Source organism: Exiguobacterium sp. ZOR0005, assembly GCF_000798975.1.
Lineage (GTDB): Bacteria > Bacillota > Bacilli > Exiguobacteriales > Exiguobacteriaceae > Exiguobacterium > Exiguobacterium aurantiacum.
In genome coordinates, this window is record NZ_JTLB01000031.1 from 1 (window position 1) to 13575 (window position 13575).

A 13575-nucleotide genomic window follows, 5' to 3' on the forward strand; every position below is an offset into this window, starting at 1 on the left:
AAAAAAGAGCCAATCGGCTCTTTTTTTAACGTGGATTATCGTTTTTTTCGTAAATCGGGTTCATGTATTCCGTCGTCGAGTAGAAACGTGGCACGACGAAGAACAAGATGAGTGCTGGAATCGCAATCAACAACAACATGATCAACACAGGCAACCAGTAGACGACTTTTTGTCCGAGCATGTCGATGTTCGCATCAGCAAACTCGGTCGCACCTTCGACTTCACCGAGGTCGGCCGTCGCTAAAATCTTGTTGTCGGTCGCGTCAAAGTAATGGAACTCTGTTTTACGCGTGATGAAGATGCCGTCACGAATCGTGTCGAGCTCGACGACCGCTGCAATGATCTCATTTCCGTTCGAAGACGTGAGTGTCTCTTGCTTGATGATTTCCGCAGTTCCTTCTTTGTAGTCATAATGCGTTGCCTTCAAGTCCTCTTCTAGGGCGTCCAAGAACGCCTCGTTAGCCGAGGTATTAAGTGGTGCGATTGTTAGAATGAAGATTACTGCAAGCAGGCTTGCCCATGCTTTTTTCAACATCCCCATGTTCCCCCTTCTCTAATTCCAATTTAGCGTCATTCCTATTGTACCAAGAAGAAAGAAAAAAGTGTGAAGAAAATGCTATTAAAATAAGAAAAAAGCGTGTCAAATTTTCGGACGGAACGCGGCCTCCATCCGATAAATCGGCTGTCCCATTGCGCTGAAGCGCTCTTCGTACTCGGTACGAACGTTGTCAGCCGGCTCGTTCACGTGAAGATCGAGTGAAATATCTGTGAAGTACATCCCGTATTGGCTCATGCTTTCGAGCGAGTATTCGAACAAACTGCGGTTATCCGTTTTAAAATGGATTTCTCCTCCGCGCGGTAAGACCGACTCGTACGTGGCAAGGAACGTTTTATACGTCAATCGACGCTTCGCGTGGCGTGTCTTCGGCCATGGATCCGAGAAGTTCAAGTAGACGCGGTCGACCTCTCCTGCTTCGAAATAATCGACGAGTTGCTTGGCGTCGACCGTCAACACCCGTACGTTCGGCATCGGTGTTTCGACAAGTTTTTGGACGATCGAGACGGCAACGCTCTCGAAAAGCTCGATCGCGATAAAATTGACGTCCGGATGTTGTTTGGCCATTCCTAAGATGAATTGTCCTTTCCCTGACCCGACCTCGATGAAGAGCGGGTGGTCATTGCCGAACTCGGTTGCCCAGTTCCCTTTCAACGACGCGGGATCAGTGATGAAGACGTGTTCTTGAGCTTGCATATAGTCTTTCGCCCAAGGTTTGTGGCGTAATCGCATGTAAATCCTACCTTTCGTTCATGAAATGTTCAAGTTTGATCTGACTGTGCCGCTTCAAGCGAGCAGTCCCCTTGCGATTATACACGAAATCGTTGTTTAATGAACGTATATCATCCTTCCGAGGAGGTTAGATTGATGAGCACGTTGGACCAATTCTTAATTTTTTATGCGGCCCCGTTAACTTTTTTCGCCGCTGTCATCGCGACGTTCGTATGGGCGTTCTTTATGAAACCTGATGATGTATAATGCATATTGAAAGGGATGACCCAGCTGTGGGCCATCCCTTTTTCTATTTCTATTCGTTCGTTTCGTCGAGAAGTTCTTGCAAGACGGAAAGTCCCTCTTGTCGCTCCATCTCACTCTGCTCCCCATAAATCGTGAGCACCGTCTGGGCGATTGCGTACCAGTGCATCCGATTACGCAACGTTTCGGTCAAAGTGACTCCGTATTGCCGGAACCAGTTTTCCCAATTTGTTTCGTCGACATAACTATAGAGCACCATCGCCAAGTCAAACGCCCGATCCGCGATGATGGCATCGTCCCAGTCGGTCAAATACAGTTGACCGGACTCGTCTTCGATCCAGTTGTTATGGTTCAAATCCGAGTGGCAGACGACGAGTTCTTGCTCGTCATCGACCGGGCGGTGGCTCATCAACCATTGAACCGCCTCGTCGATCGTCTCGTTCGACTCGTCTTGTCCATAGGCGGCACATTGCCGGAGCAACAGGGCAGACGTGACGGGCGTATGGTCCAATTGTTGTAGCATGAACAATAGCTCTTTCGAATGATGGATTTTCCCAAGCTGGGCCGCCACGTCGGGACGGTTCATGTCGTCCGGGGACAACTCTCGCCCTTCGATGAACTGTTGCGCACTTAGGACATCGCCGTTGAACATTCGCTTCGTCCATAATAATTTCGGAACGATGCCTTCGGCGGATAAAATCGCTAAAAACGGAGACGAGTTCCGCTTGACGAAAATTTTCTGTTGGCGCGTCGTCGCCACGTATGCCTCACCTGTGATCCCACCTGCCGAGGCGACCGTCCACTCCTCGCCGAGCGCACCGATTATATCTGAATACATATTCATCACGCTCAAATCTCATAAGAAATTAAAAAGATACAATCACCATATTAACACGCGATAATCGTCATTGACAACGACTCGACTTGAATCTCGACTGGATTCCGGACAATCGGTGTGAGGCTAGCCCGCTCCCCTTGAACGTAGACGTTCCATTCCCCGTCCGCATGGAACGTGACGTCGCCATGCGTTCCATTCAAATACACACGTACCCGTTGCCAAGCGTCATAGGAATGACTCGCCGTCACTTCATAGGCGATGACGCCGGGCGGAGACGGGAGGAACTTGAACTGTTCCACTACTTTTTGCCGGGTGTCGAACCGGAAACACGTATGACGACGCCGTAATTTGAGCAACGTTTTTACATATTCGACTTCAGCGAGCCGTTCATCGCGCAAGTCCCAGTCGAAATGGTTGATGCGGTCTGGGGCGTTGTAACTGTTTTCGACCCCTTGTTTCGTCCGTCCGAACTCTTGGCCGGCATGTAAAAACGGGACGCCTTGTGACGTGATGACAATAGCCGTCGCAAAACGTTGCATGCGTAGTCGCGTCGCCTCATCCGTCTCTTCACAGGCGAGCTGGAGCTTGTCATACGTCGTGTAGTTGTCGTGTGCTTCGACGTAGTTGATCGTGTACTGTGGACTCGGGAAACGTCCGACGGTCACGTTCGGGATTTGGACCGCACCGGTGAGACATTCCCGCAGCTCCCATTCGCGCCATTCGTTCCCAGAGACGAATCCCTGCTCTCGGTCATTGAACGTGGAGCCTTTGAGCGCGTCGCGCATCATGTCGTTGAAATGACCGATCCTTGGCATATGGGCCGCATTGTGGGACGTCGCTTTCACAGATGGGCTAAGCGGCGTCGCTAAATCCCATCCTTCCCCGTACATGAGGATCGACCGGTCGATCTTATCGAGCGCAGCCCGGACTTGGTTCATCGTCTCGACGTCGTGGATCCCCATCAAGTCGAATCGGAATCCGTCCACGTCGTACGTGGTCGCGAAGTACGTGACACAATCGACGATCATGCGGCGCATCATGTAACGTTCGGAGGCGGTATCATTGCCGACACCGGTACCGTTCGCGACTGTCCCGTCATGCTCATAACGGAAATAGTAGTACGGGACGAGAGCCTCGAGCGACGATTGCTCCCGTACGTAGACGTGGTTCATGACGACGTCTACGACGACCCGAAGCCCGGACCGATGCAAATCGGAGACGAGTTGGGCGTATTCTGACACCCGAGCGAGCGGCGCGAGCGGATTCGAGGCGTAACTTCCCTCCAGGGCGAACCAGTGAATCGGATCGTACCCCCAGTTGTACGGCATGCGCGTCAACTCGTCGACACTGCCGAAGTCATGGACCGGCAATAGCTGAATGTGCGTGACGCCGAGTTCTTTTATATAGTCGAGGCCGGCGCTGTGTCCGACGCTCGTCAAGAGCCCCGTTTCAGCGACACTGCCATATAATCCTTTCAATCGGCTCGTCGATGACGGGTGACTCGTGAAATCCCGGATATGGAGTTCATAGATGACAGCATCGGTCGCTTTCCTTAGCGGCGTCCGCTCGGTCGTCTCGACGTGTTCGGCGATATGCGCTTCGACATCGACCAATACGCCAAATTCGCCATTAACGCTGACGGCTTTCGCGTAAGGGTCGACGACGTCATTCGTTTCAACTGGCGTTTTGACGTGAAGGCGATAGAGCAAGCCTTCATAAAGTCGTGGAACTTCGGCATGCCAAACGCCACGGGCTTGTCTCGTCATCCGGAAACGCTCGATTTCGCGATGCGTCTCCTCATCGTGCACCGTCACCCAGATCGAGAACGCGACCGGTGACCAGACGAACGCCTCGATGTCGGTCGAACCAAAGACGAGCCCGAGCGGCCCATCGTAGGCATACCGACGCTCGAATTCTTCAGTCTGAACGATTTCTCGCGGAACGACGACGATCGTTTTGTGGCCTGGATGAAAGACTGTATAGACGGTTTCTAATGAGACGGGCCGCGTCAATTTCAAGTCACGTTCAATCATTCCCGTCTCGGTCCATCGCTCTTTGACGACGGTGTATTCGATTGGGCGACCGTTCTGCTCGATTTGAACGGGAATGGCAACATATTCAGGGACAACTTCAAGCCGGATCAGTTCGAACGACAGAAGCGATGCCCGTTCGATTGTCGCATGGGTTGTCGTTTGCTGGTCTGGTGTGTGATGCATACGTGTTCCATCCTCTCCTACCTACTGGTCCAAAAATTGTCGAAACGGCATCTGTGCTGTCTGATCTAGTAGTGTCGCCACATCTCGAATTTGTTGGGCTTTGACGATCGGGGCACGCCCGTTCACTTGTCTCATCCATTGGTCATAATCTGACCGGGAAACGAACTGGGTCGTACTGGATGTAGGAACGTGATCGAAATAGCCGTTCGGGGCCACCGTTACTTTTTGGAAAACCCCGTCATAGGACGGAAGAAACTGACGAACGATCTCTTCTGTGCGTGTCAATGCGATAAGCGGATTGACTACACGGTTATTTTCCCCTTTGAGCGGTTGATGAATCCACGTCTTCTCTTTTGATATGTGGTAAATACTTCGGTCCCCGTCGAGCCATTCGACCATATAAATGTGCGACGGACCGATGATGAGATGACTCAGTTCCACAGTCGCCCCGTTCCAGTTGACGACGGGACGATACATGAAGAAATGTTTCTCGTTCCACTCCAACAGCATTCGGCGGTACCCATACTCGCGCAGAAACGCCAGCATCGGAACGTCCGCTTCTGTCGCACCTTCGCAAGCGAATTGCAATTTTTGAATCCGGCGCCTTGCCGTCAACATCGCTTGAAATTGCGTATCCGTCAATGGCGTCGGCTCCAATTTGATTCGCTCCACGCGGCGCCAAAACTTCCACCACGGGTTCTCGAACTCGATCACTTCAGGCGGATTCAACCGATTCAACTCATGAAGACGTTGAAGGCGCGCCGTGTCCGACTCCACGTATTCTTGGTAGCGATTGTACTGGTCTAAAACGTTTCGTTCATACTTTGAGATTACGTCAAAAATTTTAATCGGGATCGCCATGACTCCTCCTCTGAACGCGCTAGCGGGAATACGTCAATCGCCTCATATGCCGGTTTATGACCCGGATTGATTCGATATAGTACGACAGCGTCGATCTTCTCTATAATATTAAACGCGGGAGCGACATGGGGCGCGATCGTCCCGCTGTCCCATTTTTTCGCGAGTGTGACGTGAGGGACGAACGGCTTCCGATCGAGCGCCGGAATATCTTCAGACAACCGGCCCCGTAACTCACTCACAAACGTCATAAGTGCTTGTTCCGGTTCCGGCACGATCGTCAACACACGCGGGCGATCCGATCGACCGAAGTGGTCCAATCGTTGAAACGTCAACGTGAAGGGTGACGTTTCGTCCGCCACGCGCTTCGTGATTTCTCGGACCGCCTCAACTTGGTCATCGTCTAACGCACCTAAAAATTGAAGCGTCACGTGAAATTCGTCAGGTCGATAAATGCGATGATACGAATAGTACGGCAAGACCTCCCGTTGAATCCGTTCAAATTCCGCGGACTCGATCGGCAACGCTAAAAAGTAATGTGTCGACATCGACTTCACCCTTTCCGATGGAACCGTCGTAGTCCCAAGAATAAAAGCGCACCTGCGAAGCTGACCGCAGTGTACATCCAAAATACACCGATGATGCTGTCATATTCAATGATGATTCCACTGAGCTGGTTGAATCCGGCCGTCGCCAAGCCCGATGTGACAGCCATGTAGACGCCGATCGCCGTCGACGTCACGTTTAAGCTGACGAGACTGCGAACGAACTGCAAAGCTACAGGGATGAGCAAACCGACAACGAGTCCTTGGACGATCGCGAGCAACCAAACGACCCAAAGTGGCGGCTCGAAAGCCAACCATCCGTTGCGTAAAGCCGAGATGAAGGCGGCGCCTGCGAGCACGTTTACCGTCCCAAGGCGGAAGACGATCTGATGGGCCACTTTCATGAACGGGATCTCACAAAGTACGGCGACTAAAAACAATGTCCCGATGAGCGTCGTCGAGCCTCCGATGCTCGTCACATAAATACCGAAGTAATAGTTGTTCGCATAAATCGGACCGAACACGAGCATCCCGCCGATGAGAAACGCGACGAACTGCTTGTTCCAAACGGCTGACCAAGCGAACGGTGCGACTGCGGTTGGGCGCGGGGCCTCGACTTCAGAGATTTGTCTCAACACGACGCTCCCGATGACGAGTACGATGGCACTGAGAAGAAACGTGCTCGACAACCCCCACGCCGTATCCGAGATTCGACCCATCATGAAGACGGCGATGGCAAATCCGGCTGAACCGTACAGACGGATGGCCCCGTAATCAATTTTAGCACGGGCCGTATAGTCGAGCGTCATCATATCGACGAGCGGGATGTGGGCACATTGGAAGACCGACCAGGCGACCATCAACAAGACGATCCATACATAAGCCGTCGCAAACAAGAATGTGAGCGATAACGCGGCCGCACCAACCATCGCGAGCACGAGCCAAGCCCGGACGCGACCGGTCCGATCGGCGAGCATCCCCCAAAGCGGTTGGACCCCGATGGAGAGAATTGGCAAAATGGCCACGATTGTCCCGACCTCGCTCGGTGACAAATCGAACCGATCCTGCGAGAAGAACAAGGCCATATAGGGGATCAGTGCACCTTGGGCGAAGAATATAGCAACATAGATGGATTGAAATAAACGTTTTTGCTGGTTCACAACAAACTTCCTTCCTAACAGACAGAGAGCTGACCAGTTCAGTCAGCTCTCTGAGTCTTTTCATTTAGCGAGCTCATAGATGGCTTCCGCATAGATTGCGGCCGCCCGGAACAAATCTTCAATTTCCATATATTCATCGACTTGGTGCGCGACGTCTTTCGCGCCCGGGAACAAGGCGCCGAACGCGACACCCGCTTCGAGCGAACGGGCGTACGTCCCGCCGCCGATCGCCATCAAGTTAGCCGATTCGCCCGTCTGACGTTCGTAGACGGCTTGCAACGTCTTGACGAGCGGATGGTCCTCTGCCACGTGATGCGGCGGCATATGATGACGTGTCGTCAACTCGAAACCGAACGACAAGGCGATTTCTTTCAAGTTTTGCAATCGTTCCGGGAACTTTGCCGTGTACGGGTAACGGATGTTGAGCGTTGCCGTGCGTTCATCCGCGCTATAACGGAACACGCCGCCGTTAACGGTCAAGTCACCCGTCTCATCACTCGCCTCGATGCCTAGCGAGATGCCCCGCGAGTCGGCGAAGACGTGGCGGACGAATTCGATGTAGCGCTCGCCTTGGATGTCGAGCGAGAGCGGCAACAGGAATCCGGCGAGCACGTAGGCCGCATTTACGCCATTGTCCGGCTCCATGGCGTGGGCAGCCACGCCTTTCATCGTAAACGTGTACTCGCCCCGGTCGTACACACACGTCCCGTCCGCTTCATATTTCTCTAGATACGCTTCAAATTTCTCTTCTAGAACATCGTCCGTCTTTAACACGGCGGTTGCAAAGTCAGGCACCATGTTCGGGCGTTCGCCACTCATGAACGAGCGTAACTCATACTTCGCTCCTGACGTGCGCTGGATTGGGACTTGCTTCAAGACACCGTCGTATAACCCTTTCTCAGCGTTGATGATCGGGAAGTCGGCGTCAGGTGCAAATCCGTACGTCGGCATTTCTTCTTGTTTGAAATATTCCCGGACACAGCGCCACTCGCTCTCCTCATCACAGCCGGCGATGAGGCGGACTCGTTTCGAGAGCGGTAAGCCGAGCTCTTTGACGATTTTGAGGCCATAATAAGCGGCGAGCGTCGGCCCTTTATCGTCGTTACTTCCACGCGCGTAGATTTTTCCATCGACAATCGTCGGGTTGAACGCCCCATACGTCCACCCTTCCCCGGCCGGCACGACATCCAAATGGCAAAGAATGCCGACGAGTTCTTCGCCTGAACCATATTCTAAATGTCCCGCATAACCGTTCACGTCTTTCGTCGTGAACCCATCGCGCTTACCGAGCTCAAGCATGTAGTCGAGGGCGCGACGCACTTCGGGACCAAACGGCTCGTTTGGCCCGACCTTCGATTCGTCAAGGACGCTCGGGATTTGAAGCAAGCCTTTCAAATCGTCTAAAAACGCCTCTTCTCGTGCATCGATTTCCTGTCTCCAGTTCATGTTAATCTCCCCTTTACGAATGTACTCTCCCTTACTAGTATATCCAAATGTTAGAAAGACGAACATTCATTTCGAAAATATTTTTTCGTTCGTCTTTTATCGATATTATAATCGTTTTACAATATCTTCATTCGATATTTACGTTCATAACAACAACTTTACAATTTGATTGTTCGTGCTTTTCACTTGCAATTATTCGTCAGAGCGTTATACTGAAGATGTAATTTTAGAAAATAACAATTTCATATTTCATTTTGTCGTCCGTAGGTTTTGTCTTTCATCATTCTACGCATTGGGAGGTCATCCAATGAAAGGTTCAACAGATCGTATGCTAACCCGTATTAAGTCAATTTATTTGTTTATTAATGAGAGGGAATGCGTTACCACTTCAGAACTAGTAGAGGAGTTCGGGATCACATCACGCACCGTACAGCGTGATTTGAACGTACTTGAATACAACAATCTTGTTGAAAGCCCGAGCCGCGGCACGTGGACATCTTCAAAACGTTCGCTCAAAACGGCAAACTGAATAAAATTACGAGGGATCCTGTGTAACGGGATCCCTTTTTCATTGAAAAAAGAGCCTATGGAGGACGCTCCATAGACTCTCTTGTTTACGTGGTGAGTTGATCTACCTCGGCTGCGGTCAGTTCCCGATATTCACCCGGGGCGAGCGCAGGATCGAGTTCGAGCGGACCGATTTGGACGCGCTCGAGTTGTTCGACGTGCTTGCCGACGGCCGCGACCATCCGCTTCACTTGATGATACTTTCCTTCTGACAACGTCAAACGGATCGTCGAGCGACGACCGTTCCGACTAAGCACTTCGAGCCGGGCCGGCTTCGTCGTATAGCCGTCCTCTAGCTCGACGCCTTCGGCAAAGTGGCGGACGTCGTCGACCGTCATCTCGCCATCGACCTCGGCGACGTACACTTTGTCGACGTGTTTACGCGGAGACATGAGCGCATGATTGAACGCCCCGTCGTTCGTCAAGAGCAATAGGCCCGTCGTGTCTTTATCGAGACGTCCGACCGGGAACAACTCGTAATGGGCATACGATGGATCAATCAACTCGATCACTGTCGATTCGACCTTGTCTTCAGTCGCACTGACGACACCGGCCGGTTTGTTCATCATCAAGTAGACGAACGGACGATACTCGACCACTTCGCCTTGGACGGTCACTCGTTCCGTCTCTAGATGAACTTGCCGCTTCGCGTCTTTGACGAGTTGATCGTCGACGCGGACGACCCCTTGTTTCAGTAAGATCTTGACGTCTTTCCGTGAACCATAACCCATGTTCGCTAACAATTTATCAATCCGCATTAGTTCTTCCTCCGATACTGGAATCGTTTTCCTAACAGCTTTCCAGCCAAATGACTGCGCCAGCCGAGATAACCGTAGACGACGAGACCGAGGCCGAAGCCGACGAACGTCGCCCATATGTCATTCCCCCAGCTCGGTACATCGTCCAACGTGACGAACAAGGAACCGTACACGACGATGAACATCGCCGCCCCCATCGCAAACATGAGCATCGTCCGACGCAACAACTGTTTATATGGGAAGTGAAGGGCTCGTTGAATTTTCCACACCATGAGGATGATGGCGACGATATAACCGGCAATCGTCGCATAGCCGGCCCCGATCCCGCCGAGCATGTAGACGAACGGCACGTTCAAGGCGACTTTGGCGAGAAGTCCCATCGCCGTCGCAAAGATCGTGAAATACTGCCGGTTGATCCCTTGCAAGATCGCCGCTGCCACGGAATAGTAAGCGAGGAAAAAGGCACTCGGTGCATAATGAAGCAAGTAAACCCAACCTTCACGGTCGCGCGGGAACAATGTCCCGAACAGCGGTTCCGACAAGGCGACGAGCCCGATGACAGCCGGGATCGTCACGAAAAATGACACTTGGAAAATGTGGTTCACTTGGTCACGGACTTTCGTCATGTCCCCGTGTGTGAACGAGCGCGTGACGAGCGGGATCGTCGCCATCGACACACTGGCCGCGATCGACACTGGAATCAAGACGATCTTATGGGCGTTCCCCGTCAAGAAACCGAACGCCGACGTCGCCTCGGACACCGTCTTACCGGAGTTGAGGAGCGTGTTGACCATCGTCAACTGGTCGACGAACTGGTAGAGCGGTGTCGACAATCCGACCATGACGATTGGAATCGAATAGCTGAGCAGCTCGAGTAAGAGTGACTTCATCGAGCGGACCGGTGTCCCGGCAGGATTTTCAGTCTGGCGATGAATGTCTTTTCGTCTGCGCCAGTACATCGCGAGGACAACGATACTTCCAATCGCGCCGATGAACGCGCTGAACGTCGCAATCGTGACGGCGAGCACTTTCAGTCCGTTCAACTCGGTCGTCTCGACCGCCCCGGTCCCGCCTAACGTTTCGGCGAGTGGTCGAACGAGGTTCGAGTCAGACAAGACGAACAAGACGAGCATCGTTCCGCTCAGCAAGAATAGGATGCGAACGATTTGTTCGATGACCTGGGAAATCGCGGTCGGGGCCATATCTTGATGGCCTTGGAAATAACCGCGGACCATACTCATCGCCGGGATGAGCAAGAGCGCGAAACTGACGCTGCGTGTGACGAGCGTGAGCGAGTCGACGTACTGTTGGTTGTTGTCTGAGTTACGCACCATGAGCTCAGATAGCCACGGGGCCGCGAAAAACAGCACTAAAAACGCGACGACCCCGGTGACGAGCATGAGTTTCATCCCTTGACGGAACAACCGCTGACTCGTCCCGTACTCACCGAGCGCATTATACTTCGCAATGAACTTCGAGACGGCAACGGGGATGCCCGCCGTCGAGATGGCGATCATGAGCGCATAATACGTATACGCCGCCTGATAGAGCGTGACACCGGCAATCCCGACCATCGCTTGGAACGGGAACGTATACAACAGTCCGAGCATCCGGGAAATCAAGTTCCCGGCCGATAAAAGGAGCGTGCCTTTGACGAAGGACTCTCTTCCTGAATCTTGTTTGACGCTTGATGACATGAGTTACCTCCATCTATTTTTGACAACTTGTGAAATGTCTTCGTTTTACAAAACAATCGTTTCTCATTATACTCTTACTGTTGCGGATAATAAAGTTACGATAATTTTACCGATTGATTTGATAGAAACGAGGTATACCATCATGAAAGACGTCATCATCATCGGAGGAGGGCCGAGCGGCCTCATGGCGACTTACGCCGCCGCGAAAGCCGGCGCCAATACGCTCCTCATCGACAAAGGCTCAAAACTCGGACGCAAGCTCGCCATCTCAGGCGGCGGCCGTTGCAACGTGACGAACCGGAAACCGGTCGACGAACTTGTCCAGTTCATCCCTGGAAACGGTCGTTTCCTTTACAGCGCCCTCGCCCAGTTCGACAATCAGTCGATCATCGACTTGTTCACCGGATTCGGCATCCCGTTGAAAGAAGAAGACAACGGCCGGATGTTCCCGGTGACCGATAAGGCACAAGACGTCGTCAACACGCTCTTGCAAGCCATCAGCGACCTCGGTGTCGAGATTCGAAAAAATGCCAAAGTGAAGACGCTCCATTTTAATGAAGCGAACGAGTTCACCGCCGTCGAACTCGAGGACGGTGAACGCATCGAGGCGAGCGCTTGTGTCATGGCCGTCGGCGGTCAATCGGTCCCCCACACCGGCTCGACCGGTGACGGTTATCCGTGGGCCGAGAAAGCCGGCCACACGATCACCGAGCTGTTCCCGACCGAGGTGCCGATCAAGTTGAACGACGACTTTATCGGGACAAAGGAATTGCAAGGGCTGTCGCTTCGGGACGTCGCCCTCACCGTTCACGGAAAAAAAGGGAAGCCGATCAAGACGCATCGCGGTGACATGATTTTCACCCATTTCGGTGTCTCTGGCCCGATCGCCCTGCGCTGCAGCCAGTATACGATTAAAGAACGGAAGCGCAGTAAAGAACGTGTCGTCCTGCTCTCTCTCGACTTGTTCCCGGACATGACGCGCGACGAGCTGTACCAAGAATTATGGAAACAAGTGCAGGCCCAACCGAAACGTGCCGTCAAAAACGTCTGGAAAGGGTTCATCCCGGAACGGATGCTCGACTTGCTGCTCGCTTTCCTATCATTTGGTGAAGAAGACGCGAGTCAGTTAAAAAAGCAGTCGGTCATCGACTTCGCCACCGCCTTGAAGACGTTCGAGCTCCACGCAACCGGCACGCTCGACTTTGACAAGGCGTTCGTCACAGGCGGCGGCGTCTCCGTGAAAGAAGTCGCCCCGCAGACGATGATGTCGAAGAAAGCACCCGGCCTCTTCTTTGCCGGTGAAGTGCTCGACATCCATGGCTACACTGGCGGTTACAATATCACAGCCGCTTTCACGACCGGACATTGCGCCGGATCACATGCGGCACAATTTTCTGCCGTCGAGACGAAATAAGAGCGCGTGGTCATTTGACCACACGCTCTTATTTTTTTGCCATCTGGCGGAGCACTTCGGCCTCAAGTTCCGGCTCTGGCGGCATCCATCCTTCTGGCTTCATGATTTTGTTGTCCGATTCGCGTAAAATCGGTTTCCCGTCCGGACCGAGTTTCGCCATATTCGCCCGTTGTACGATTTCAAACAATGGGACCGGGTCGAGACCGAGCTCGACGAAACTGCCCATGACGAAGTAGAGGGCATCGGTCAAGGCATCGCCTTGACCGACGAGCCGTTCGACGTCGGTCGTCGGTGAGGCTTCTTTAAGCGACTTCTCGACCGCGTTTTCAAACCCTTGTTTGAACGTCGCCACGGCTTGGAGAAACTCTTCCTCGTTTCGTGACGATTGGTGTAAAAATTCGACGACTGCCTCTTCCGCGGTCCATACCGAGCGCTTGACGGCACGGTCGAGCGCGATCGGTTCAGGGGCTTTCGCCTCAGGGTGACCGAACGTCTCATGGAATTGGCGGACTTCTTCATAAAAATATCGTTTGCTCATCTTGTCA

General features: G+C 52.7%; 13 protein-coding genes. 2 read left to right on the plus strand and 11 right to left on the minus strand.

The window, feature by feature from the left end; translation table 11 throughout:
• Positions 1-25: 25 nt before the first annotated feature.
• The 8 genes from L971_RS12970 to pepV form a co-directional block, all read right to left on the minus strand.
• Positions 26-535: a hypothetical protein gene (locus L971_RS12970; protein WP_231557611.1), complete on the minus strand. Its 510-nt coding sequence runs from the start codon at positions 533-535 to the stop codon at positions 26-28.
• 105 nt (positions 536-640) lie between these two features.
• Positions 641-1288 carry a tRNA (guanosine(46)-N7)-methyltransferase TrmB gene (gene trmB / locus L971_RS12975; RefSeq protein WP_047376212.1) on the minus strand — a complete coding sequence of 216 codons (648 nt, stop codon included), beginning with the start codon at positions 1286-1288 and terminating at the stop codon, positions 641-643.
• A gap of 295 nt (positions 1289-1583) precedes the next feature.
• On the minus strand, positions 1584-2369 hold the full coding sequence (locus L971_RS12980; RefSeq protein ID WP_052200398.1) for a phosphotransferase family protein: 786 nt from the start codon (positions 2367-2369) through the stop codon (positions 1584-1586).
• A 50-nt stretch (positions 2370-2419) separates the two neighbouring features.
• Positions 2420-4585, minus strand: a complete 2166-nt coding sequence (gene pulA, locus L971_RS12985; RefSeq protein ID WP_047376216.1) for a type I pullulanase — start codon at positions 4583-4585, stop codon at positions 2420-2422.
• A gap of 21 nt (positions 4586-4606) precedes the next feature.
• Positions 4607-5446, minus strand: coding sequence for an NERD domain-containing protein (locus L971_RS12990; protein WP_047376219.1), 840 nt, complete (start codon positions 5444-5446; stop codon positions 4607-4609).
• Entirely contained in the window at positions 5416-5991 is a 576-nt protein-coding gene (thpR, locus tag L971_RS12995; protein WP_024371325.1) for an RNA 2',3'-cyclic phosphodiesterase, read from the minus strand. The genes L971_RS12990 and thpR overlap by 31 nt, the downstream gene beginning before the upstream one ends.
• A gap of 5 nt (positions 5992-5996) precedes the next feature.
• Entirely contained in the window at positions 5997-7148 is a 1152-nt protein-coding gene (locus tag L971_RS13000; RefSeq protein ID WP_024371324.1) for an MFS transporter, read from the minus strand.
• Positions 7149-7208: 60 nt separating this feature from the next.
• Positions 7209-8594, minus strand: a complete 1386-nt coding sequence (gene pepV, locus L971_RS13005) for a dipeptidase PepV (RefSeq protein ID WP_029334680.1) — start codon at positions 8592-8594, stop codon at positions 7209-7211.
• Between the two features lie 307 nt (positions 8595-8901).
• Here pepV and L971_RS14990 point away from each other — a divergent pair, with 307 nt between their 5' ends.
• Complete coding sequence (locus L971_RS14990) at positions 8902-9123, plus strand: DeoR family transcriptional regulator (protein WP_081637897.1); 222 nt, start codon at positions 8902-8904, stop codon at positions 9121-9123.
• Positions 9124-9208: 85 nt separating this feature from the next.
• On the opposite strand, the gene L971_RS13010 is transcribed toward L971_RS14990, so the two are convergent.
• Together L971_RS13010 and L971_RS13015 are read right to left on the minus strand one after the other, a co-directional pair.
• The gene (locus L971_RS13010; RefSeq protein ID WP_047376220.1) at positions 9209-9919 is read right to left on the minus strand and encodes a pseudouridine synthase; all 711 of its coding nucleotides are present in this window, start codon (positions 9917-9919) and stop codon (positions 9209-9211) included.
• Positions 9919-11616, minus strand: coding sequence for a polysaccharide biosynthesis protein (locus L971_RS13015; RefSeq protein ID WP_047376221.1), 1698 nt, complete (start codon positions 11614-11616; stop codon positions 9919-9921). Before L971_RS13015 ends, L971_RS13010 begins: the two co-directional genes overlap by 1 nt.
• A 142-nt stretch (positions 11617-11758) precedes the next feature.
• Between L971_RS13015 and L971_RS13020 the strand changes: the two genes are divergently transcribed.
• Positions 11759-13030 (plus strand): NAD(P)/FAD-dependent oxidoreductase, encoded by a 1272-nt coding sequence (locus L971_RS13020; protein ID WP_197053180.1) that lies wholly within the window; start codon positions 11759-11761, stop codon positions 13028-13030.
• Positions 13031-13058: 28 nt separating this feature from the next.
• On the opposite strand, the gene L971_RS13025 is transcribed toward L971_RS13020, so the two are convergent.
• Positions 13059-13568: a hypothetical protein gene (locus L971_RS13025; protein WP_024371319.1), complete on the minus strand. Its 510-nt coding sequence runs from the start codon at positions 13566-13568 to the stop codon at positions 13059-13061.
• Positions 13569-13575 lie beyond the last annotated feature (7 nt).

Excerpts from the sequence above, each read along its gene's own strand:
- L971_RS12970 (WP_231557611.1), bottom strand. The coding sequence starts at position 535 with ATGTTGAAAAAAGCATGGGCAAGCCTGCTTGCAGTAATCTTCATTCTA.
- trmB (WP_047376212.1), bottom strand. The coding sequence starts at position 1,288 with ATGCGATTACGCCACAAACCTTGGGCGAAAGACTATATGCAAGCTCAA.
- L971_RS12980 (WP_052200398.1), bottom strand. The coding sequence starts at position 2,369 with ATGTATTCAGATATAATCGGTGCGCTCGGCGAGGAGTGGACGGTCGCC.
- pulA (WP_047376216.1), bottom strand. The coding sequence starts at position 4,585 with ATGCATCACACACCAGACCAGCAAACGACAACCCATGCGACAATCGAA.
- L971_RS12990 (WP_047376219.1), bottom strand. The coding sequence starts at position 5,446 with ATGGCGATCCCGATTAAAATTTTTGACGTAATCTCAAAGTATGAACGA.
- thpR (WP_024371325.1), bottom strand. The coding sequence starts at position 5,991 with ATGTCGACACATTACTTTTTAGCGTTGCCGATCGAGTCCGCGGAATTT.
- pepV (WP_029334680.1), bottom strand. The coding sequence starts at position 8,594 with ATGAACTGGAGACAGGAAATCGATGCACGAGAAGAGGCGTTTTTAGAC.
- L971_RS14990 (WP_081637897.1), top strand. The coding sequence starts at position 8,902 with ATGAAAGGTTCAACAGATCGTATGCTAACCCGTATTAAGTCAATTTAT.
- L971_RS13010 (WP_047376220.1), bottom strand. The coding sequence starts at position 9,919 with ATGCGGATTGATAAATTGTTAGCGAACATGGGTTATGGTTCACGGAAA.
- L971_RS13015 (WP_047376221.1), bottom strand. The coding sequence starts at position 11,616 with ATGTCATCAAGCGTCAAACAAGATTCAGGAAGAGAGTCCTTCGTCAAA.
- L971_RS13020 (WP_197053180.1), top strand. The coding sequence starts at position 11,759 with ATGAAAGACGTCATCATCATCGGAGGAGGGCCGAGCGGCCTCATGGCG.
- L971_RS13025 (WP_024371319.1), bottom strand. The coding sequence starts at position 13,568 with ATGAGCAAACGATATTTTTATGAAGAAGTCCGCCAATTCCATGAGACG.